The sequence below is a fragment of the Gemmatimonadaceae bacterium genome, from assembly GCA_036273715.1.
In the GTDB taxonomy this organism is placed as follows: Bacteria; Gemmatimonadota; Gemmatimonadetes; order Gemmatimonadales; family Gemmatimonadaceae; genus JADGGM01.
The window spans coordinates 1-21,678 of record DASUHB010000053.1 but is presented as its reverse complement, the minus strand read 5'-3'; the positions used below and the strand labels follow the sequence as shown (position 1 = coordinate 21,678).

The window sequence follows — 21,678 nt, the reverse complement described above, 5'->3', positions numbered from 1 at the left end:
GACTTATGAAGCGCGCCTTTCACCTCTCCGCCGGCCGCCGCGGGATCACCCGCGACGTGGACCACGAGCTGGCGTTTCACATCGAGATGCGCACGCGCGAGCTGATCGCGTTGGGCAAGAGCCCGGCCGACGCGCGCCGCGAAGCGATCGCCGTGTTCGGCGACGTGTCGGCGGTGCGCGCCGATTGCCTCGCGGAACTGGGACACCGGACGCGCCAACGCGCGAGGACGGAATTCATGCACACGCTCTGGCAGGATATCCGCTTCACCGCGCGCACGCTGCGCCGCGCGCCCGCCTTCACCGTCGCGTCGCTGCTCACGCTTGCGTTAGGAATCGGCGCCACCACTGCGATCTTCAGCGTGATCGACGGCGTGCTGCTCCGGCCGCTGCCGTACGCGTACGGCGATCGCCTGGTGCACGTGTCGCAGCCGGCGAACGCCGGCGAGGTCCCGGACGTCGGCTTTTCGCCCATGGAAGTGGCCGACTACGAGTCACAGACGCGGAGCTTCGATGCCATGGCCGAGTATCACACCATGGCCTTCACGCTGCTGGGGCGCGATGAGCCGCGGCGCGTGCAGACGGGCGTGGTCTCCGCCGGCTTCTTCGACGTGTTGGGCGTCAAGGCGCTGCTCGGCCGCACCTTCCGGCCGGGCGAGGACCGGGCCGGCGCGGCGCCCGTCATCGTCCTCAGCTATGAATTCTGGCAGCACGCTCTCGGCGGCGATCCCACCATCGTCGGCCGGACGTTCACCATGAACGACCGCGTCCACACCGTGATCGGCGTGCTCCCGTTCCTGCCCCAGGATCCCGATCACAACGACATCTATATGCCGGTGTCGTCGTGCCCGTTCCGCGTGTCGCCGCACGTGCTCGAGTCGCGCACGGCGCGCATGGTCACCTTGTTAGGCCGGCTCAAACCCGGCGTCACCCTCGCGCGGGCGACGGCCGATGTGTCGGGCGTCGACGCCCGTCTGCACCAGGAATATCCGGACGCCTATCGCGCCAACGACCGGCTGGGCATCTCGGCCGCGATGTATCGCGATGAGATCACGCGCGGCGCGCGCCCGACGCTGCTCGTCCTGCTGGCGACGGCCGCGTTCGTGCTGCTCATTGCCTGCGCCAACGTCGCCAACCTGACGCTGGCCCGCGAGCTCCGGCGCGAGCGCGAAATGGCGCTGCGCGCCGTGCTCGGCGCGGGCCGCCGCCGGATCGCGCGGCAGCTCGTGACCGAGAGCACGATGCTGGCCGTCGCCGGGGGCGCGTTAGGCCTGGCCGTGGCGTACAGCTTGTTGGGCGTGCTCAAGTCGTTCACCGCGCTCTTCACGCCCCGGGCCGCCGAGATCGGCATGGACGGCCGTGTGCTGGCGTTCGCGTTCGCCGTGTCGGCGCTCACCGGCATCTGCCTCGGGCTCATCCCGGTGATGACGGCGCACCGCGATCTGGCGTCCGGCCTCAAGGAGGACGGCAACGGCTCGACGTTAGGCGGCGCGCGCATGCGCGTGCGCGGCGCGCTCATCTCCGCGCAGGTGTCGATCGCGTTCATGCTGCTCGTGGGCGCCGGCCTCATGCTGCGCAGTTTCGTTAATCTCGAGCGCGTGGATCCGGGATTCGATCCGGCGAACGTGCTCACGGCGCGCATCGATCTCGATTGGACGAAATACAAGACTGGTCCGCTCATCCGGAACTTCGAGGAAGCACTCCTCGAGCGGGTCGCCGCCCGGCCCGGCGTCACCGCTGCGGCGGTGGCGAACGCGTCGCCGATGAACGAAGGGCAGCCGAACAAGGCACCATTCCGCATCGACGGTCGCGCCCTCGGCGCCAGCCAGACCGCGCCGACGATGGACGTGCGCATCGGCTCGACCGACTATTTTCGCGTGCTCGGCATCGCGCTCGTGAGCGGCCGCACGTTCACGGCCATGGATCGCGACACCGCGAACGAGCCGGTGGTCATCAATCAGACTGCCGCGCGACGCTATTGGGGCGCCGCCAACCCGATCGGCGCGCGCCTGACGTTCGACGACGGCAAGCACTGGGTGACCGTCGTCGGCGTAGCGGGCGACGTGTCGCAATACGGGCCGGCACAACCCGAGATGCCGGCGCTGTACGCGCCGTTCAACCTCAGCACCACGAGCGACATGCGCGTGCTGGTCCGTACGCGCGGCGACCCATCACTCGTGTCGCGCGACCTGCACGCCATCGTCCACGACATGGATCCGGCGCAGCCCGTCACCGAGGTGCAGACGCTGGCAAAAATGCGCGGCGATGCAGTCGCCACGCCGCGCATCACGATGCTGCTCGTCGGCGCCTTCGCGTTGGTCGCGCTGATGATCACGGCGGCGGGGCTCGCGGGCGTCATCGCGTTCACGGTGAGCCGCCGCACGCGGGAGATCGGGATTCGCATCGCGTTAGGCGCGCAGCCGGGCGGCGTTCGGGGCATGGTGCTGGGACAGGGCCTGCGCCTGGTGGGCATCGGCCTCGTGATCGGCGCCGCCGCGGCGCTCGGGCTCACGCGGCTGCTGTCGCGCTTTCTGTTCGAGGTCAACGCGACGGACCCGATCACGTTCGTCGGTGTCGCTGCGCTGTTCTGCGGCATTGCCGCGATGGCCTGCCTGGCGCCGGCACGGCGCGCGACCCGTGTGGATCCGATGATCGCGTTGCGCGACACCTGACGCCTATGGACGGCGCGGCGGCCGTGGCGTAGCGTTGCGTCGCTGGTGTTCGGGCGTCGAAACCCAAACGTCAGGAGCGCGCCATGCAGATCACCGTCCACGACGACAACCGGCTGGTGCTGCACCAGGGACCCTGGGGCCTGAGGGCCATGGGCGCGCTGTTCGCTGCGTTAGGCTTCGGCATCCTCTGGTACATCACCCACGGCCACGTGCACGAACACAACGCGTGGGTCGCCGTGGTGGTGGGCGGATCGTTCGGGGCGGCGGGCCTCGCGATGGCTGTCCTCGCGGGCGATCTCCTCTGCACGTTCGACAAGCGCGCCCGCACCGTCACCATTCAGCACCGCCGCCTGGTGAACCCGGGCACCGATTCGTACGCCTGGTCCGACATCTCGGATGCCGCGCTCGAGAAGACGATGATGAGCAGCGGCCGCGGCAACCAGCGCACCCCGGTGTACCGCCCCGTCTTCATCATGAAGAGCGGATCGCGTGTGCCGTGGACGCCGGTGTCGACGGGCGATCTCAAGCGACAGGCCAACTGCATCGCAGCGGTGCGCGCGTTTACGGGTTGGCATTCGCTCCCCGACGCAGCCGGCGCCAGCGATGCCGCGGCGATTCAGCGGGCTGCGGCCGGCGCCCGCAACACGCGGCTGATCCTCTTCCCCTTCCTCGGCATTTTCATGGTGGTCGGCGCGGCGATGTACGTGTCGCAAGTCAAGCGCTATCTCACCTGGCAGCCGGTGCGCGCCCGCATCGTGACCACGAGCGTCGTGAGCTCGAGCGGGGACCATGGAACGGTGTATCGCCCGGTCGTGTCGTACGCCTACGCGTCGCGCGACGGCGTGATCATCGCGACCGGGGCCACGATCATCAATATGTCGAGCGACTACACATGGGCCGACGGCATCATGCACCGCTATCGGGTCGGCGACAGCGTGACGGCATACATCAACCCGACGCAGCCCAGCGAAGGGTATGTAGTACACGAGCTGTCCTCATTCCCGTTGATCTTCGTCGCGATCCCGTTGCTCATGGGCGTGCTCTTCGCGCACGCGCTCAAGAGCGGCCAGCAGGGCCTCACGCTCGTCGGCGCCGAGCACGTGCCGATTCTGGACGGCGACGGGATGGGGCCGACGACGCCGGCGCCGGGCCAGGCCATGGGGCTGGCGCCGAACTGAGTTAGGCCGCCGCCGGCATCCAGCGAGGCCGTCAGCGCCAAACGCCGGTGATGCCCGTCTTACCGCACGCGTTCGCGATACACGGCAGGCCGTAGATCTGTTCGATGGTCCGCAGCACGTCATCGTGGTCGATGTGCTGGTCATAGCGGCCGGGTTTGATCATCGGCCCGATGAGCAGCGTCGCGATGTGGTTCGTGCCGTCGGCGTCCGGCGCGGCCTCGTCCCACGTGATGATCAGCAGGCCGTCGTGCGCGGCATCCCACTTCATGATCGCCGGCAGGTTCTGCTTCATCCAGGTGTCGCCCACGGTCGTGCTGCAATCGTGCATGTCGTTGCACATGTTGGGAACCACGATGGCAAGCGACGCGGCCGACCACGGCAACGGCTGGCTCAGCGCCCCCGGCACGTTGGAGAAATCGGCCCACGGGTTGTGCTTGCGCCGGTACAACCCCTTGCTGCCCTCGCATCCGGTGAAGCCAGCGTTAGGCATCGACTCCGCGTAGCCGCGAAACGTAAAGTGCGCCGCGAGCAGCTGCGTCGCGATGTTGGGCGCGTGCGAGGAATCCGGACATTCGTCGCCGGTCACGCTCTGCACGCTGCCCGAAAACAGCTCGACGTAGTTCGGCTGGCTCGGATGCGCGGTCGCGTGGCTGTTCGTCATCACGGCCGCCTGCGGCACCAGCGCGGCATTGAGATAGGGCGCCTCCTTGGCGCCCACGATGGCCGTGTAGTCGCGATTCTCGAAGATCAGGAGCGTGACTGCCTTGGCGTGCGGCGCAAGGGCCTGGCCCCGGGCAGCGCCGGCCACGAGCGCGCAGAGCCCGGCCGCGCACGCCAGCACCGGAACGTTTCGGAAGGAAAGAATCGACTTCACGGTCGCATGCGTCCGTCTCGGGGGAAGAATGATCGGGATGCCGAAAAATTACGCCGCGGGGCCTGACTCGCGGAAGACGCGGCGCTCGCGGTGCGCGGCCTCGGCGCGCGCGCCGTGCATGCCGCGGTACAAGCGCTCCATGCTTCGTGCGAGCTTCGGTCCGTTGCAGGCATCGGAGTCTCGCACCTGCGCGCGCATGTTCCGCCGCAGTGCGGCCAGCCTCGTCGCGCCGTCGGGCGATGTCGCGAGACGGCTGGCGAGATCGACGTAGTCGTCCACGTCTCGGGCCACGAACTCGGACAGTCCCGCCGCGTGCAGGATCGACGCGCTCGTGCGCGATGCCCAACGGTCACCAAGGAAGGTGAGCACGGGCACGCCCTGCCAGATCGCCTCCATCGTCGTCGTGCCGCCGCTGTACGGAAAGGGATCGAGCGCGACATCGATCGCATCGTAGGTCCGCAGGAACTCCACGTGATCGGCGCGGCCGAGCAGCTGGAAGCGGCTGGGCGCCACGCCGCGCGCGGCGAGCTCGTCGTGCACGTAGCGCCTAACGCTCGCGGCGCCGAGCGCCGCGTTGCGGAGAAGGAGCCGGCTCGACGGCGCGCGGCCGAGGATGCGTCCCCAGGCGTCGAACACTTGCGGCGTCAGCTTGTATTGCGACGCGAGGCATCCAAACGTGATCTTGCCGGAGCCCGCGCACGGCGCGTCCACGACATCGGGCGCGTCGCCCGACGGCTCGAACGCCAGATACGTTCCATCCACGCGCACCACGCGCTCGCAGTAATGGCGCTCCTCGCCGGGGGCAATTACCGTGTCGTCGCCGACGATGTAGTCGAAGCACGGTATGCCGCTCGTCGCGTACATGTTGAACCACGACACGACCACGGGCGCCGGCCGCCACTGATAGAGCGGCAACCGCGCCGGTTTGCTGAACGCATTCAGGTCCACCAGCACATCGATGCCCAAGCGCTCGATCGCCGCGGCCGCCTCTTCGCTAGGCAGCCCGGCGATGGCGTGGACGCGATCCGCGGGGTGCGGCCGATAGCCGCCGCCGCCCGTCCATCCCGGGCTGTCGGCAAGGAGGTGCACCTCAACGACGTCCCGGTCATGATGGTTGAGCAGCGCCCATACGGGCTTCATCCAATTCGGCCGATGGAAAAACGACGACACGTACCCCACCCGCAGCCGGTCGCCGGGCGCGATGCGGCGGGGCGACGGCCCGGGTTGCATTGGCGGAAGGAACTCGCGCGCCCACCTCTGCCGGGCACCGAGCACCGCCGCGTGATCGGCGCTGCTGCCCGGGATCGCCACGGCGCACATGGCGCGAGGCAGCCCGGGCTGGGGACCGAGCGCGGCGCGCTCGAAGCATCCCACGGCATCATCGACGCGCCCGATCTCGAACAGCGCCCGGCCAAGATTGTGTTGGGCCTCGCACCAGTCGGGCGCGATGGCGAGCGCGCGCTCGAAACTGGCCGCAGCCGTCGCGTACTCGCCCCGATCGGTCTCGGCGCACCCGGTGACGTACCAGGCCCGCGCTCGCTGCACGGCGGACGCGGCCGGCTCAGCCACGCATCACTCGCCTAACGGAACGACCTGCCCGCCTTTCATCACGAACCGCACGTGGTGCAGCGCGTGGATGTCGTGCGTCGGATCACCCTCGACCGCCACGAGATCGGCCAGCAGCCCCGGGGCGATACTGCCGCGATCGGCCAGGTGAAACACGCGCGCGTCAAGCACAGTCGCCGACTGCAGCGCCTGCACCGGCGTCATCCCGTACTCCACCAGTAACTCGATCTCTCGCGCGTTGTCACCGTGCGGGTAGGCGCCAACATCGCTACCGTTGCAGATCATGACCCCGGCCTCCAACGCATCCTTGAACGTGCGGTGCTTGAGCGCGACGGCGGGCGGCATCGGATCGATGCCCTTGCGCCACCCGTTGCGAAGGAAACCGGCCTCGTTGCCGGACAGCGTGGGGCACAGCGGAATGCCTCGGTCCACCATCATCTTGAAAACTTCGGGAGTCACTGAATCGCCGTGCTCGATGGTCGTCACGCCGGCCAACACCGCGCGTCGCACCCCTTCGTTGCCCCGCGCATGCGCCGCCACGTATCGGCCCGAGCTGCGCGCCACCTCCACCGCGGTCTTGAGCTCCTCGATCGTAAACGTCGGCTCCGTCTCGCCGTTCGGACCCCACTCGTGGTCCGCATAGAGCTTGATCCAGTCCGCGCCGTGCTTGATCTGGTTACGAACCGCATGCGTGATCCCTTCGACCCCGTCGGCCTCCTCCGCCCCCTGCGGGACATCCCACCTCGGATCAAATCCACTCGGCCCGTATGATCCTGTTGCAACGATGGCGCGCGTGACGACCAGGAGACGCGGGCCAGGAATGATTCCCTTGTTGATCGCTTGCTCGAGACCCGCGTCCGCATAGCCGGCGCCCTCGGTCCCCAGATCACGCTCGGTGGTGAAGCCTGCCTGCAGCGTGCGGCGGGCCGCAACCGTCGCGCGGGCCACACGCAAGGCGAGCGGCTCTTTGAGCACCTGGTCCGACCACGACGTCTCCACGTATGGATGCAGGAAGAGATGCGAGTGACCCTCGATGAGTCCCGGCAGCAGCGTTGCGTTGGGCAGGTCGATCACGCGCGTGCCGGCCGGCACTTTGATGGAGGATCTGGGGCCAACGGAGGCAATGCGGTCTCCGCGGACCAGCACCGCCCAACCATCATGCGTCGTGCCGGCCGGCGCGTCGAATACCCGCGCCGGAACGAGCAGCTCCGCCGCCGTATCGTGCGCCGCCGCCGGCGCCTGGGCGGACAGGGTAACCGCCGCCAGGACCCACGCCCCCATTGCCCAACGCATGCTCGATCCCATGTCGATTCGCTCGCTCGTGTAAGGCGACCGGATCGGCTTGACACCGCACCCGGAAGGCGCCGAAGTTTATCATTCTACTTGTCCGGACATATGAGCGCGAGATGAGCGCGATGATCGAGATTCGGAACGTGTCGAAATCGTACGGCGACTTCCGGGTTCTCGACGGCTGCTCGGCGAGCATCGCCGCAGGCTCAGTGGTAGTGCTCTGCGGCCCATCGGGTTCCGGCAAGAGCACCCTCATCAGGTGCATCAACAGTCTTGAGACGATCGACGATGGCGACATCCTTGTCGACGGGAGCTCGATTCGGGCGCCCGGCGCCGATCTCTCCGCGCTGCGCGCCCGAATCGGCATGGTATTTCAGAGCTTCGAGTTGTTCCCCCACCGCACAGCACTCGATAACATCAACCTCGCCCAGATCTACGTGCGCAAACGCACGCCCGCTGCCGCGACCGAGCGATCCATGGCGCTCCTCGAGCGCGTCGGACTGGCGGACCACGCGCACAAGTTCCCGGCAGCCCTGTCCGGCGGCCAGCAACAGCGCGTGGCGATTGCGCGCGCGCTCGCCATGGACCCGGTCGCCATGTTGTTCGATGAACCGACGTCGGCGCTCGATCCCGAAATGATCTCCGAGGTGCTGGATGTGATGGGCAGTCTCGCCGAGCAGGGCATGACGATGATGATCGTGACCCATGAGATGGCGTTCGCGCGCCGCGTTGCCGACCGCGTGCTGTTCATGGACCGCGGCAGGATTCTGGAGGACCGCGACACGGCCTCCTTCTTCAACCAGCCGCACACCGACCGCGCCCGGGACTTTCTGTCCAAGATCTTGCAACACGACATGGTCGGCGCCTAACGTAGACGACGAACGATGACCACCCGTGCGCCCCAGGGACGCGCTGCCGCCGACGGCTCGGCCGACGCGCCCCGGTATCAACAGATCGCCGACGAGCTGATCGCCATGATCGGCGCCGGCGCATATCCGGTGGGCGGGTTGCTGCCCACCGAGATGGAGCTGTGTGCGCACTACGGCATCAGCCGCTCGACGGTGCGGGAGGCGCTGCGCAAGCTGCGCGACGCGGGGCTCATCTCGCGGCATCGCCGCACCGGCACCAAGGTGATCGCCCAGCTGCCGCCGGCCATCTACCGGCAGCCCACGAATTCGATCAGCGACCTGCTGCAGTACGCCGACGAAACGCGCATCCAGATTCTCTCCGAAAAGCGCGTGATCTGCGATGCCCAACTGGCCGGCGTGCTCGAGTGCCGCGAGGGACACGCCTGGCTGAGACTGAACAGCCTGCGCACGGTGCCTAACGATTCGCGTCCGATCTGCATGACGACGGCCTACGTCGATGCCGGCCTGCCCGACATCGACAAGCATCTCGAGACCGTCGCCGGCCCGATCTCCGCCATGTTGGAGCGGACGTACGGCATCCGGATCGCGCGCATCGAACAGAGCATCCAGGCGATCCGGCTGGGCAAGCGGCAGGCGAGTTTGCTCCGCGCCGATGCCGGAAGTCCAGCGCTGCGCGCCGTGCGGCGCTATTACCGCGAAAACGGCACGCTCATCGAGCTCTCCAGCGCCATTCACCCGGGCGACCGATTCACCTACGTGACGAGTCTGGTGCGCGAGTAGCCGCATCGATCTCCTTCACGACGCACGGGGCCGCCAAGGTCCCCTCGGCACACGTTCTGCGCTGCGTAACCGTGCCGAACCTATGTCGTGGAGAGGTAGTCGCGTCGCATGCGTATCGCATTGCTGTCCACGCCGTTCATAGCCGTACCACCCCCTCGTTATGGCGGCACCGAGCTCGTAGTAGCCGAATTGGCTGAAGGTCTTGCGGAGCGTGGTCATCAGGTCACGCTGTTCGCCACCGGCGATTCCAGCGTGTGCGTCGAGCGACGCGCGCTGTACCAGCACGCACAGTGGCCCCCGCAGGCACTGGCGGACATCAATCACGTCTCGTGGGCGCTGCACGAAGTCACCTCGCACGACTTCGATGTGGTGCATGCGAACTCGGCCAGCGCGCTCGCGTGCTGGCGCGCCACGCAGTCGCCGCCCCTCGTGTACACCCTGCATCATGTGCGCGAAGAGGAGCTCTCGAGCTTCTATCGCTTTTTCCCCGACGCCTGGTATGTCGCCATCTCGCACGACCAGGCGAGTCGCGAGATTCCGCTCCCGCACATCGAGGTGATTTACCACGGGCTCGACCCGAAGAAGTACGAATGGACGCCGTCGCCGAGCGACTACGTGTGCTTCGTGGGACGCTTTACTCAGGTGAAGGGGCCGCACGTCGCGATCGACGTCGCAGGAGCCGCCGGCGTGCCGGTCCGCGTCGCAGGCGAGGTCCATCCGCAGGACGCCGAGTTCGGGAGTCGTGAAATGTCGCACCGTCTCGCGGCCTCTCACGTGACAATGCTCGGCAGCATCGGGATTGACGAGAAGGTGCCGTTGCTCCGGGACGCCCGCGCGCTTCTGGCGCCGATCACGTGGAACGAGCCCTTCGGTTTGGCGTTGATCGAAGCCATGTTGAGCGGATGCCCGGTGATCGCGTATCCGCACGGCAGCGTGCCGGAGCTCGTCGAGGAGGGTGTGACGGGATTCGTGGTGCGAGATGCGACCGAAATGCGGGAGATCGTGCAGCGCGGGAGCATCCTCGACGAGTTCGATCGCGAGCGATGTCGAGCGCGAGCGATCGAACGCTTTGGACGCGACCGCATGGTGCGCGACTACGAGCGCCTGTACGCGCGCGCAGCCGCGAAGGGACGGTCGGGTGCTCGCATGAAGCGAGGAGCCCGCTCCAGCGCCACACGTCTCTTACCAAACCATCATGAAGGTTGAAAGAAAGACGGAGCCGGCACCGATCTCAATGCAGGACGCAGTAGGATATTCGTCCATCGATTGCCGGCACGGGACGACATTGCATGAAAGCATGGTGCTCAAGCACGAGCTGCTCTTTCTGCTGCTCGATGCACAGGGCAACGTCGACCCGCCGGGTCACTGCGGCCTCGGTCTCTTCCACCACGACACGCGCATGCTGAGCCACTACGTCTTGAACGTGGCCGGCGGCACGCCCATCCAACTGTCGGCGCAGGTGATTCGGACGTTCAGTGCGCAAATCGACCTGGCGATCGACGACAAGGTGTTTGGCGGCGACGCCTGGAACGTCGCCAATGCCGTGCACGTGCGGCGGCAGCTGCTGCTCGATGAGCAGCTGACGGAGCGCGTGACGTTCACGAATTTTCTCACGGCGCCCATCGAGTTCTGGGCCGCGTTGTCGGTGGCCAACGACTTCGCGGACATCTTCGAGGTGCGCGGCTGGAAGCGCAAAGAGCGCGGCACGTTTTACGAACCGGACGTCGACGAGCGATCGATCGCGTTTTCGTATCGCGGCCGCGACGGCCGTGTGATTCGCAGTGTGGTGTGCTTCGACGTCGAACCGGATGACATCGGGCCGGATGGCGCGCGGTGGCGGTTCCGGCTCGAGCCTAACCGGCCGCACCACCTGGAGTGGCACGTGATTCCGGACGCGTCGCCGCCCCGCGACGACGGCGACCATCATCGGCGGCGGAACGGCCATCGGAGCTTCCGGCATCGGCACGACGCGATCGAGCGGCAGTACGACGCGTGGCGCGACTCGTGTACGCGGTTCGTGAGCAACGTGCCGGATTTCAACACGGCGCTGGAACAGGCGACGATCGACCTGCGTGCGCTGTACACGCGCGTCGACGGCCAGGCCATCATCTCGGCCGGGATTCCGTGGTACTCGACGCCGTTCGGCCGGGACTCGATCATCACGTCGATGCAGACGTTAGGCATGAATCCGCGGATCGCGTGCGACACGCTGCGCTATCTGGCGCGGATGCAGGGCCAGCGCGAGAATCCGGAGACGGAAGAGCAGCCGGGGCGGATCATGCACGAGCTGCGGCGCGGGGAGCTGGCGCGCGCGGGCGAGATTCCGCACGTGCCGTACTACGGCACGGTGGACGCGACACCGCTGTGGCTCATGCTCCTGCACGAGACGTGGCGCTGGACCGGCGACGTCGCGCTGGTGCGCGAGCTGCTGCCGAACGCCGAGCGCGCGCTGGAGTGGATGGATCGCTACGGCGACATCGACGGCGACGGGTTCATCGAGTACGCCAAGACCTCGCCTAACGGGTTGGTGAATCAGGGGTGGAAGGACTCGTGGGACGGCGTTCCCTTCCCCGACGGCACGCTGCCCAACCCGCCGGTCGCGCTGGTCGAGGTGCAGGGCTACGCATGCGATGCCAAGCGCCGCATGGCGGCGTTGTACCACGCGCTCGGCGATCACGCGCGCGCGAAAACGCTGCGCGCCCAGGCGGCGCGGCTGCGGGAGCGGATCATCGAGGCATTCTGGCTCGAAGAGCTGGGCACGTTCGCGCTGGCGCTGGACGGCGACAAGCGTCCGCTGCCGACGGTGACGTCGAACGCCGGGCATCTGCTGTGGTGCCGCGTGCCCGACGCGTTGCGCGCCACCAAGACCGGCGAGCGGCTGCTCGCGCCCGACATGTTCTCCGGGTGGGGGCTCCGTACGCTGAGCGCCGAGCACCCGGTGTACAACCCGATGAGCTATCACGATGGATCGGTGTGGCCGCACGACAACGGCATCGTTGCGTTAGGCTTGTCGCTCACGGGGCAGAAGCCGGCGATGCTGCCGATCTTCAACGCGCTGTACGATGCCGCGCTCGGCGTCCGATACGAGCGCCTGCCCGAGTTGTACTGCGGCATGCCGCGCACGGAGGGCCGTCGTCCGGTGTTGTATCCGGTGAGCTGCTCGCCGCAAGCGTGGGCGTCGGGCGCGTTCTTCATGCTGCTGCAAGCGTCGACGGGGGTCCTGCCGGACGCGCCCGGGCACGAGCTGCACATTCGGGAGCCGCTGCTGCCGCCGTTTCTGCGCCGCCTCGTAATCGAGGGCATGCAGATCGGCGGATCGCGCGTGTCGCTGCAGTTCACGCGGCGGGGCAAGCGGACGCTGGCCAACCTGCTCGATGTCGAAGGCGACCCGTTGCGGGTCAGAATCGATTTGTTCTAACCGGGTGCTAGGAGGTTCGCTTGGAGACCGTGTGTTGGGGGATCCAGCACCGCCGCACTTCCCGGGGAAAAAACGAACGAACGACCGAAGATGGCTCGTGAGGCAGGTCGGAAAGGCAGAGTGCTACGCTCATGAAGACGCGGACACAACAGGACACAACGGACAAAGCACTGACAAAAAATCAAAGGGCTTGGTGTTGCTCGTGTCGTGTCCGTTGTGTCCTGCTGTGTCCGCGTCTTCATGAGCGTAGATGCAAGCCATGAGGGGAACGGCATTGCAGCGACTCGCTCAGGAGGGGAGAACGCTGGCAGTGTTATCCTAGATCGTGTGTTGGGGAATCCCGCACCACCGCCCCCGAGAAATCCGCCCAGCCGTCCGGGCCACTGCCGGGCTCGCTATACTATAGTAAGGAGCGCTGGTTAGCCGGCTCTGCGCGGCCTCAACTTCCCCTCGTTCCCCTTCCCTCTTCCCCCAGTCGCCTGCTCAGGCGACGCTTCCCTGACTCTTGACCCTGCCCTTTATGTCCATACATATTAGGGCGATATTTTGTCCGTACAAATAGCCTTACTCTGACCACGGAGCTTCGGGGATGCCACCGGCCTCGTTCGCGCGGCGCGCCACGCAGTTGTCGTCCGTCATGCCGACGTCCGCGCCGGCCGACGCGATCGCATTCGACTCCGGACACGCCTTCCCCGGTGTGCTGCCGGATCTCTCCAGCGAAGCCGGGGACGCCCTCTCGGAATACCGCGCTGAAACGCTGCAGTATGCGCCGCGACCCGGATTGCCGGAGCTGCGCGAGTGGATCGCAGATCACATGCGCGCCGACGGCGCTTCGCTGAACGCGTCGAACGTGCTGGTGACCAACGGCGCCAAGCACGCGCTCGAGCTGGTGTGTCGACTGACGATCGATGAGGGCGATGCCGTCGTCGTGACGCTGCCCACGTACTTCAGCGCAATCCCGATCATCCGCAGCTTCGGCGCGACGTTCGTCGAAGTGCCTCAAGATGCGAACGGCATGGACGTCGATGCGCTCGCAACCGTGCTCGATCGCGCGGCCGCGGCCGGGCGTGCGCCCAAGTTCATCTACAACGTGCCCGACTTTCACAACCCCACCGGGGTGACGATGCCGCTCGAACGGCGGCGCGCCCTGGTGGATCTGGCGCGCCGCTACGGCGTGCTGCTGGTCGAAGACAGCCCCTACCGGAAAGTGCGCTTCGAGGGAGACTCCGTGCCGTCGCTCAAGTCGCTGGATGCCGACGGCAGCGCGGTGATTCAGTTAGGCACGTTCTCCAAGCTGCTCGCGCCCGGGCTGCGCGTGGGGTGGGCCGCCGGCGCGTCCGATCTGTTGGCGCGCATGGCGCAGCTCAAGACCGACGCCGGCTCCTGCCCGCTTACGCAGCGCGTGATCCTCGAGTTCTGCCGCGCCGGCCGTCTGGACGCGCACACGACGCGCGTCCAGGAGACGTATCGGGCGCACCGCAACCGGATGGTGCGCGCGTTCGAGCGCGAGCTGCCCGAGGTCGCGTTCCAGGCGCCTAACGGCGGCTACTATCTGTGGCTCTCGCTGCCGGCCGGCGTGGACGGCGATGCGCTCGCGCGCCGTGCCGCCGACGCCGGCGTGATCGTGATCGCCGGCAGCAAATTCTTCGCCAACGGCGGCGGCGATCAACGCGGGCGATTCATCCGCGTGGCGTTCAGCCACGCCGGGCTCGACGAGATCGACGAGGGCGTACGCCGCCTGGCCTCGGCATACCATTCGTTAGGCACGGGCGCCGCCGCCGGCGCGGCCGCAAACTGAGGCGATGCGCGCTCCCCTTCGCATCCGCGACATCACCGCCGCGCCGGGAGAGAAAGCGCGCGGCTGGCTCGCCATCGGGGAGACGCCGGGCGGCCCCATCCAGTTGCCGCTCGTCCTCATCAACGGTCGCGAAGACGGTCCGGTACTCTGTTTCACCGCCGGCGTCCACGCGGCCGAGTACGCGCCGATCGATGCCGTGATGCGGCTGTTGCAGGGGATCCAACCCGACACGCTCCACGGCGCCGTGATCGGCGTGCCCGTGTCCAACATGCGCATGTTCGAGCATCGCACCGGCTTCGTCTCACCGCTCGACGGACTCAACCTGAACCGGATCGCTCCCGGCCGCCGCGACGGATCCATTTCCGAGATCCTCGCCGATGTGCTGCTGCGCGAGGTGATCGGCGCGGCCCAGTATCACATCGACTTCCATGCCGGGGACCTGGGCGAGATGCTGTTTCCGTTCGCCGGCTATGCGCTCACCGGTCGTCGTGATCTCGACGAAAAAGGCGAAGCCTTGGCGCGCGCCTTCACGCCTCGCTTAATTTCACTAGCCACGGACGGCGGCACGATTCCCCCGTTCGCGGGCTCGCTCAATCATTCGGCGTGCCGCAACGGCGTCGTCTCGATCCTCGCCGAGTGCGGTGGCAACGGCACGCTCGATGAGACGGATGTCCGCACCCACATGGAGGGTGCGGACAACGTGATGCGTCATCTCGGCATGTTGGACGGAGGGCGGCCGACGAATGGCCCGCGGATCGCAGCCCGCGACCGTGTGGTGGTGCGCGCGTCGAAGTCGGGGCTACTTCGGTTAGGCGTGCGCGTCGGCGACGACATCGCGGCAGGACAGGAGGTCGCGCAGATTTGCAACGTGTTCGGCGAAGTCGTGGAGCGCGTGCGCGCGCCGGGCGCCGGCCTGGCCGGTCTGGTGTGGGCACACAAAGTGGTGAACACCGGCGATCCGGTGGTGCGCTACTGGATCACCGAGCCGGCCTGACGCGCTGCCCCGCGATGGTCACGCGGACCAGCACCATTCACCGCGGCGGCGCGCCATGCTGAGAGCGAATTTTGCCGATGCACGCGGCCAACCCGTCCTCGCGGCGACGCCGGAGAGCGTGCGCGGGCTCGACGCAGCCATCGACGCCTACCTCGGCGCGCGAAGCGACGCGCGCGGGCGGCTCGATGCCGTGCTGGCCGATGACCCGTCTTGCGTGCTCGCGCATTGCATGGACGGCTATTTCAATCTTCTGTCGAGCAAGCGCGCGGGATTCGCGCTCGCCGCGACCGCGCTCGACAACGCCTGCCGGGCGGCCGGTCGCACGTCGGCGCTCGCGCCGCGCGAGCGGTCGCACGTGGCGGCTCTGGACGCCTGGTGCAACGGCGACCTCCGCGGCGCCGTGCACCACTGGGACGCAGCGTTGGACCACGCGCCTCTCGACATCATCGCTTTGCGCGTGTCGCAGTTCGTGCTGTCGTACCTGGGCGAGAGTGCGCGGATGCGGGTCACCATCGAGCGCGCGCTGCCGGCGTGGGGTCCGCAGATGCCGGGCTACGGCTATGTGTTAGGCTGCCACGCGTACGCGCTCGAGGAATCGGGCGACTACGCGCGCGCGGAATCCACCGGGCGTCGCGCCGTCGAAATCAACCCGAGCGACATCTGGGCGGCGCACGCCGTCGCCCACGTGGCCGAAATGCAGGGTCGGTTAGGCGATGGCCTCACGTGGATTCGCGACGTCGCGCCGCACTGGAGCCACTGCAACAACTTCACGCTGCACCTGCGCTGGCACGAGGCGCTCTACCATCTCGATCTCGACCGCCACGACAGGGTCCTCGACCTCTACGACGCCGAAATTCGCCGAGTGTCCACGGACGAGTATCTCGATGTGACGAATGCGGTGTCGCTGCTGTGGCGTCTCGAGCAGGCGGGGGTGGACGTCGGGTCGCGGTGGCGCGAGCTCGCCGACTGCGCCCGGGGTCATCAGCACGACCATGCACTCGTGTTCGTCGACCTGCACTATCTCATGGCGCTCGCGGCAGTGGGTGATACGCAGGGCGTGGGCGAGTTCATCGAGTCGTGCGAGCGGTTCGCGCGTCTTGGTGAACACACCGAAGCCACGGTAATGGCGGACGTCGGCTTGCCGCTTGCACGCGCGGTGGTGGCGCACCGTCGCGGCGACTACGGCGTCGTGGTCGATCTGCTCGCGCCGGTGCGCGATCGGATCAAGCGCATCGGCGGCAGCCATGCCCAACGGGATTTGTTCGAGCAGCTGCTGATCGATGCGGCGTGGCGGGCGCGCCGCCTCCCGGTGGCTGATGAGCTGCTCGCCGAGCGCACGACGAAGCGGCCGCGCAACATCTGGGGCTGGCGACTGTACGCGCAGGTGCTCGATGCGTTGGGCGCCTCGGGCGCGTCGGCCGCGGCACATCGTGCCGACGCGCTGCGTGCGAGCTGAGCGGACCACCGGCTATCGCGCACGATGACGTGCGCGCATGGCTCTTCCGCGGACGCGTCGCGTCCGTACCTTGAGGCATGACGACGCGTCAGTCGATCGACACGCTGCTCACGCATTCGGGCGGGGATCCATCGGAGCGGCACGGCGCGGTGAATCCGCCGGTGTATCGCGCTTCGACGATTCTCTTCCCTACCGTGGCGACGTACGAACGTTCGCGAAATCCGGCGACGCGCTTCGATGTCGTGCGTTATGGACAGCTCGGCACCCCGACGACATTCGCCCTCGAGGAGGCGATTGCTGCAGTCGAAGGCGGCTATCGCGCAATGCTTTTGCCATCGGGGTTGGCGGCGGTGACGACCGCTCTCGACGCGCTCACGCAGCACGGCGACCACGTGCTCATGGTGGACACGGCGTACGCATCGACGCGCAAGTTCTGCGATGCGACGCTGCCCAAGCGCGGCGTGCGGACCACGTACTATGATCCGTTGATCGGCGCGGACATTCGCACGTTGTTCGAGGCCGAGACGCGGGTGGTGTTCGTCGAATCGCCGGGATCGATGACGTTCGAGGTGCAGGACGTGCCCGCGATAGCGGCGGCGGCGCACGACGCCGGCATCGTCGTGGTGATGGACAACACGTGGGCCAGTCCGTACTTCTTCCCTGCGCTGGCGCGCGGCGTCGATGTGTCGATCCAGGCGGCCACCAAGTACATCGGCGGCCACAGCGATGTAATGCTCGGTACCATCACGACAACCGAGAAGTTGTACGAGCGCGTGCGATCGGCGGTGGCGGAGCTGGGCTATTGCGTGGGCGGCGACGACGCGTATCTCGCGCTGCGCGGGCTGCGCACGTTAGGCGTGCGGATGGACCGGCACTATCGGAACGCGCGGGCGGTGGCGGAGTGGCTGTGCACGCGGCCGGAGGTAGCGCGCGTGCATTACCCGGCGCTCGCGTCCGACCCGGGGCATGCGCTGTGGGCGCGCGACTTCACCGGCGCCAGCGGCCTGTTCGGCGTGTCGCTGGCGCCTGTGCCGAAGGCGGCGATGGAAGCGATGCTGGACGCGCTCGAGTTGTTCGGGAAGGGCGTGAGTTTCGGTGGATTCGAGAGTCTCGCGATCCCGATGCGTCCGGGACCGTATCGCACGGCGACACAGTGGCAATCGGCTGGAGGCGGGCCGTACATTCGGTTGCACATCGGGCTCGAGGATCCCACCGATCTCATTGCCGATCTCGAGCGCGGGTTCGAGCGGCTTCGGTCGGCGGCCGGAGCGTCGTGAGGCGCGCCGCTCGGTTAGGCATGTGGCGGCGGGCCGAGCGACTCGCGGCGGCGGTGGGCGTTGCCGCGGCGCTGGCGGCGTGTACAGAGAGCGCGCCCGGCGCATCGCCTAACGAGCCCGGCGGGGGCGGCGCTACGCCCACGCTCAGCGCCATCCGCGCGCGGGGCGCGGTGAAATGCGGCATCACCGAAGGCGCCGGCTTCGCCACCCCGGACGATGCCGGCCGCTGGCGCGGCTTCGACGTCGATTTCTGTCGGGCGTTAGGCGTGGCGCTGTTCGACGATCCGGACAAGGTGCAGTTCATTCCGTACACGCAGGAACAGCGCTTTTCGGGGCTGCAGTCGGGCGAGGTGGATGTGCTCGTGAACGGCACCACCATCACGAGCAGCCGCGCCTTACGACAACATTTTCACTTCGGGCCCATCTATTTCTACGATGGCCAGGGCTTTCTGGTCGCCAAGTCGTCCAAGGTGACCAAGGCGAGCATGCTCGACGGCGCCACCATCTGTGTGCAGCAGGGCACGACCACGGAGCTCAACCTCACCGACTTCGCTCGGCGCAACAAGATCACGTTTCATCCGGTGGTAATGGAAGATTTGCGCGCCGCGGTGGGCGCGCTTGCCGGCGGGCGGTGCGACGCCATCAGCCAGGACGGCGCCGGGCTCGCCACCACACGCACCATGTTGCAGCATCCGGCTGACTATGTGGTGCTGCCCGACCGGATCTCGAAGGAGCCCATCGCCGCCGTCATGCGCACCGGCGACGATGCGTGGTTGGAAATCGTGAACTGGGTGTTCCACGCGACGGTGCAGGCCGAGGAGTTCGGCATCGATCAGAAGAACGCGGCGCAATTTGCGCAGACCACGGATCCTTCCATCCGCCGCTTTCTGGGCTTGGAGCCGGGCGCAACCGATGGGCTGGGGCTCGATCCGCAGTGGACGCTGCACGTGATCGAGAAGGTCGGCAACTACAAGGACATCTTCGACCGCAACCTCGGACCCGCGACGCCGTTGGGCATCGATCGCGGGCTCAACAAGCTGTGGACGGACGGAGGGCTGCTCTACTCGCCGCCGTTCCGGTAATGCGGCCGGCCGCGGATCGCCGAGCCGCCATAGCCCAGGGGGCCGCCCTCGGCCTCACGGCGGTGGTCGTGTGGTGGCTGGCCCGCAACACCAGCGTTAGTCTCGCCCAACGTGGTCTAACGCTCGGCTTCGGGTTCCTCGGGCATCCCGCCAATTTCGAGATCGGCGATACCTGGTGGTTGTCGTTCTCGCCGGCTGATAGTATCGGACGAGCGATCCTCGTCGGACTGCTCAACACCGCGCTGGTGTCGGCGCTGGGATGCGTGCTCGCCATCATCGTCGGATTCATCGCCGGCATTCTGCGGTTGTCGCCCAATCCTGCGTTGCGCGGATTGATCCGCGCGGCGGTCGAGATCGTGCGCAACACGCCGCTGCTCCTGTTGCTGCTGTTTCTCGCCGCGAGCTTGCACGAGCTGCCCCCGCCGCAGCACGCGCTGACTCCGCTGCACGGCGTGTTTCTCTCCGATCGCGGGTTGGTCTTGCCGGCGATGACCATCGGCGGATGGACGATCGTGCTGGCCGCGGCCACGGTGATCGCGCTTGCGCTGCGGCGGCGGTTAGGCGGGTGGATCGCGCCCGCGGTGCTTGGGGTGGCGACGCTCGTCTCGGCGGCCGTCCATCCGCCGGCCGTCGCGGTCGCGCAGCTGCGAGGGTTCAATTTCGCCGGCGGTGTGACGCTGTCGCCCGAGCTGGCCGCGCTCTTGGCGGCGCTCGTGCTCCACCAGTCCGCGCACATCTCGGAGGTGGTGCGCGGCGCGGTGCTCGCGGTGCCGCGCGGCCAGCGCGACGCGGCCGGTGCGTTAGGCATGTCGCGTTGGCAGACGCTGCGGCTGGTGGTGATGCCCGTGGCGCTGCGGGCGATGGTCCCGCTCCTCGCGACCAACTGCGTGAGTCTCATCAAGAATTCGAGCCTGGCCGTCGCCATCGGATTCCCGGACGTCGTGAGCATCCTGAACACGGCCGGGAACCAGACGGGGCACAGCATCGAGACGATGTTGATCATGATCGCGGTGTATCTGTCGCTCAGCTTGCTCGTGGCGGCGGCGTTAGGGCGATACAACGCGCACCTGCTGCGCACCGGATCCGCACTCTCGTGACGGCACGCATGCACCGCACCGCGCGCGCGTCTGCAGTGTCGACTGCGGTTCGCCGATGCGTTGCGACGCCGGCTGCCGCCGGTGTCACGGTGATCGTTGCGGCGGTGGCGGCGGCCATCGTCGTCCCGCTCGTTCGGTGGGCGATCGTGCAGGCGACGTGGACCGGCGCGCCTGCGGATTGTCGTCGCGCCGCCGGCGGAGCGTGTTGGGCGTTCATCGGACACAAGGCCGGCTTCATTCTCTTCGGACTGTATCCTGCTGCCCTCCGGTGGCGTCCCGGGCTGGCGGCCGCGGTGCTCGTCGCGCTCGTGGTCTGCACCGCCATCCCGAAGTATTGGACGCGCTGGCTTCTCGCGGCGTGGGCCGCGGGACTCGCGCTGGCGTTCGTCGTCATGCGCGGCGGGTTAGGCATGAGCGTCGTGCCGACCCAGCAGTGGGGCGGCTTGCCGGTGACCATCATGCTCACGGCCATCGGGCTGGCCGGCGGCTTTCCGATCGGCATCCTGCTTGCGTTAGGCCGCCGGTCGCGGCGGCCGCTGCCGCGCGCGGCCGCGACGGCCATCGTCGAAGTGGTGCGCGGCGTGCCGCTCATCGCCGTGCTCTACGTGGCCGTGTTGGTGTTTCCGCTCGCGCTGCCCACCGGCTTGAGCGTGGACAAGCTGACGCTGGCCCAGGCGGCCGTGATCGTGTTTGCGTCCGCGTACCTGGCCGAGGCGGTGCGGTCGGGGTTGCAGCTCGTCCCGGCTCGTCGGCTCGACGCCGGCCTTGCGTTAGGACTCGGCTGGTGGCAAACGATGCAGCGCATCATCCTGCCCGAGGCCCTGCGTACGGTGCTGCCGTCGTTCATCTCGATCGCGGTCGGATTCTTTCAGGACACGAGCCTCATCGTGATCATCGGGCTGTTCGATCTGCTGAACACCGCGCGATCGGCGGCGCAGGATCCGAGCTGGCTCGGATTCTATACCGAGGCATTCGTGTTCGTGGGCGGGATTTATTTCTGTGGCAGTGCCGCGTTATCGCGCTACGGGCTGTGGCTCGAGCGGCGGATGGCTGGCGCGCATGGCGGCGTGCACATGTCGCGCCCGCTGTCGCTTACCACGGCGGCGCCACCGGAGTGACGGTCGGGCACCTGTTATAGGATCTTGGGCAAGTAGATGGCCAAGCCAAGTATGCCAAGAGCTATGGAGAATGAAGCTCCCCCGATTTAGTGGACACCTCCAACGCCTCGATAGAGATTCGAGGCAGGAGGTGTGGCATGAAGAAGCGAGGACCGAAGGCGTATAGCGAGGAGTTTCGGCGGGAAGCCGTGCGGCTCACGGAGTCGCGGCCC

General features: G+C 67.5%; 16 protein-coding genes. 13 read left to right on the top strand and 3 right to left on the bottom strand.

The features are described from left to right. Positions 1-5: 5 nt before the first annotated feature. Together VFW04_11635 and VFW04_11630 are read left to right on the top strand one after the other, a co-directional pair. The gene (locus VFW04_11635) at positions 6-2,669 is read left to right on the top strand and encodes an ABC transporter permease (protein HEX5179973.1); all 2,664 of its coding nucleotides are present in this window, start codon (positions 6-8) and stop codon (positions 2,667-2,669) included. An 83-nt stretch (positions 2,670-2,752) separates the two neighbouring features. Continuing rightward, positions 2,753-3,847 carry a DUF3592 domain-containing protein gene (locus VFW04_11630; protein ID HEX5179972.1) on the top strand — a complete coding sequence of 365 codons (1,095 nt, stop codon included), beginning with the start codon at positions 2,753-2,755 and terminating at the stop codon, positions 3,845-3,847. Positions 3,848-3,878: 31 nt separating this feature from the next. Here the strand turns inward: VFW04_11630 and VFW04_11625 are convergent, their stop codons facing one another. From VFW04_11625 to VFW04_11615, 3 genes are read right to left on the bottom strand one after another with little or no spacing between them, the layout of a single operon-like run. After that, positions 3,879-4,721 carry an alkaline phosphatase family protein gene (locus VFW04_11625; GenBank protein ID HEX5179971.1) on the bottom strand — a complete coding sequence of 281 codons (843 nt, stop codon included), beginning with the start codon at positions 4,719-4,721 and terminating at the stop codon, positions 3,879-3,881. A 48-nt stretch (positions 4,722-4,769) separates the two neighbouring features. Further along, complete coding sequence (locus tag VFW04_11620) at positions 4,770-6,290, bottom strand: tetratricopeptide repeat protein (protein ID HEX5179970.1); 1,521 nt, start codon at positions 6,288-6,290, stop codon at positions 4,770-4,772. Positions 6,291-6,293: 3 nt separating this feature from the next. Further along, positions 6,294-7,592, bottom strand: coding sequence for an amidohydrolase family protein (locus tag VFW04_11615; protein ID HEX5179969.1), 1,299 nt, complete (start codon positions 7,590-7,592; stop codon positions 6,294-6,296). Positions 7,593-7,702: 110 nt separating this feature from the next. On the opposite strand from VFW04_11615, the gene VFW04_11610 reads away from it, so the two are divergent. The 11 genes from VFW04_11610 (at position 7,703) to VFW04_11560 (ending at position 21,466) form a co-directional block, all read left to right on the top strand. After that, a complete protein-coding gene (locus tag VFW04_11610) occupies positions 7,703-8,446 on the top strand; it encodes an amino acid ABC transporter ATP-binding protein (protein HEX5179968.1) in 744 nt (247 codons plus the stop codon). Between the two features lie 15 nt (positions 8,447-8,461). After that, complete coding sequence (locus VFW04_11605; protein ID HEX5179967.1) at positions 8,462-9,226, top strand: GntR family transcriptional regulator; 765 nt, start codon at positions 8,462-8,464, stop codon at positions 9,224-9,226. Between the two features lie 108 nt (positions 9,227-9,334). Then, positions 9,335-10,432, top strand: coding sequence for a glycosyltransferase family 4 protein (locus VFW04_11600; protein ID HEX5179966.1), 1,098 nt, complete (start codon positions 9,335-9,337; stop codon positions 10,430-10,432). Between the two features lie 28 nt (positions 10,433-10,460). Further along, positions 10,461-12,644 carry a glycogen debranching N-terminal domain-containing protein gene (locus VFW04_11595; GenBank protein HEX5179965.1) on the top strand — a complete coding sequence of 728 codons (2,184 nt, stop codon included), beginning with the start codon at positions 10,461-10,463 and terminating at the stop codon, positions 12,642-12,644. A 589-nt stretch (positions 12,645-13,233) separates the two neighbouring features. After that, positions 13,234-14,442: a PLP-dependent aminotransferase family protein gene (locus tag VFW04_11590; GenBank protein ID HEX5179964.1), complete on the top strand. Its 1,209-nt coding sequence runs from the start codon at positions 13,234-13,236 to the stop codon at positions 14,440-14,442. A 4-nt stretch (positions 14,443-14,446) separates the two neighbouring features. Further along, positions 14,447-15,436, top strand: a complete 990-nt coding sequence (locus VFW04_11585; protein ID HEX5179963.1) for a succinylglutamate desuccinylase/aspartoacylase family protein — start codon at positions 14,447-14,449, stop codon at positions 15,434-15,436. Positions 15,437-15,491: 55 nt separating this feature from the next. Continuing rightward, a complete protein-coding gene (locus tag VFW04_11580; GenBank protein HEX5179962.1) occupies positions 15,492-16,892 on the top strand; it encodes a tetratricopeptide repeat protein in 1,401 nt (466 codons plus the stop codon). Between the two features lie 77 nt (positions 16,893-16,969). Further along, the gene (gene metC / locus VFW04_11575; protein HEX5179961.1) at positions 16,970-18,169 is read left to right on the top strand and encodes a cystathionine beta-lyase; all 1,200 of its coding nucleotides are present in this window, start codon (positions 16,970-16,972) and stop codon (positions 18,167-18,169) included. Beyond that, positions 18,166-19,251, top strand: a complete 1,086-nt coding sequence (locus VFW04_11570) for an amino acid ABC transporter substrate-binding protein (protein ID HEX5179960.1) — start codon at positions 18,166-18,168, stop codon at positions 19,249-19,251. Before metC ends, VFW04_11570 begins: the two co-directional genes overlap by 4 nt. Beyond that, the gene (locus VFW04_11565) at positions 19,251-20,348 is read left to right on the top strand and encodes an ABC transporter permease subunit (GenBank protein HEX5179959.1); all 1,098 of its coding nucleotides are present in this window, start codon (positions 19,251-19,253) and stop codon (positions 20,346-20,348) included. The genes VFW04_11570 and VFW04_11565 overlap by 1 nt, the downstream gene beginning before the upstream one ends. Next, the gene (locus VFW04_11560; GenBank protein HEX5179958.1) at positions 20,345-21,466 is read left to right on the top strand and encodes an amino acid ABC transporter permease; all 1,122 of its coding nucleotides are present in this window, start codon (positions 20,345-20,347) and stop codon (positions 21,464-21,466) included. Before VFW04_11565 ends, VFW04_11560 begins: the two co-directional genes overlap by 4 nt. The last annotated feature ends 212 nt before the right edge of the window (positions 21,467-21,678 follow it).

Bases quoted from the DNA above. Each gene is read 5' to 3' on its own strand.
- VFW04_11635 (HEX5179973.1), top strand. From the start codon at position 6: ATGAAGCGCGCCTTTCACCTCTCCGCCGGCCGCCGCGGGATCACCCGC.
- VFW04_11630 (HEX5179972.1), top strand. From the start codon at position 2,753: ATGCAGATCACCGTCCACGACGACAACCGGCTGGTGCTGCACCAGGGA.
- VFW04_11615 (HEX5179969.1), bottom strand. From the start codon at position 7,592: ATGGGATCGAGCATGCGTTGGGCAATGGGGGCGTGGGTCCTGGCGGCG.
- VFW04_11610 (HEX5179968.1), top strand. From the start codon at position 7,703: ATGATCGAGATTCGGAACGTGTCGAAATCGTACGGCGACTTCCGGGTT.
- VFW04_11605 (HEX5179967.1), top strand. From the start codon at position 8,462: ATGACCACCCGTGCGCCCCAGGGACGCGCTGCCGCCGACGGCTCGGCC.
- VFW04_11600 (HEX5179966.1), top strand. From the start codon at position 9,335: ATGCGTATCGCATTGCTGTCCACGCCGTTCATAGCCGTACCACCCCCT.
- VFW04_11595 (HEX5179965.1), top strand. From the start codon at position 10,461: ATGCAGGACGCAGTAGGATATTCGTCCATCGATTGCCGGCACGGGACG.
- VFW04_11590 (HEX5179964.1), top strand. From the start codon at position 13,234: ATGCCACCGGCCTCGTTCGCGCGGCGCGCCACGCAGTTGTCGTCCGTC.
- VFW04_11585 (HEX5179963.1), top strand. From the start codon at position 14,447: ATGCGCGCTCCCCTTCGCATCCGCGACATCACCGCCGCGCCGGGAGAG.
- VFW04_11580 (HEX5179962.1), top strand. From the start codon at position 15,492: ATGCTGAGAGCGAATTTTGCCGATGCACGCGGCCAACCCGTCCTCGCG.
- metC (HEX5179961.1), top strand. From the start codon at position 16,970: ATGACGACGCGTCAGTCGATCGACACGCTGCTCACGCATTCGGGCGGG.
- VFW04_11565 (HEX5179959.1), top strand. From the start codon at position 19,251: ATGCGGCCGGCCGCGGATCGCCGAGCCGCCATAGCCCAGGGGGCCGCC.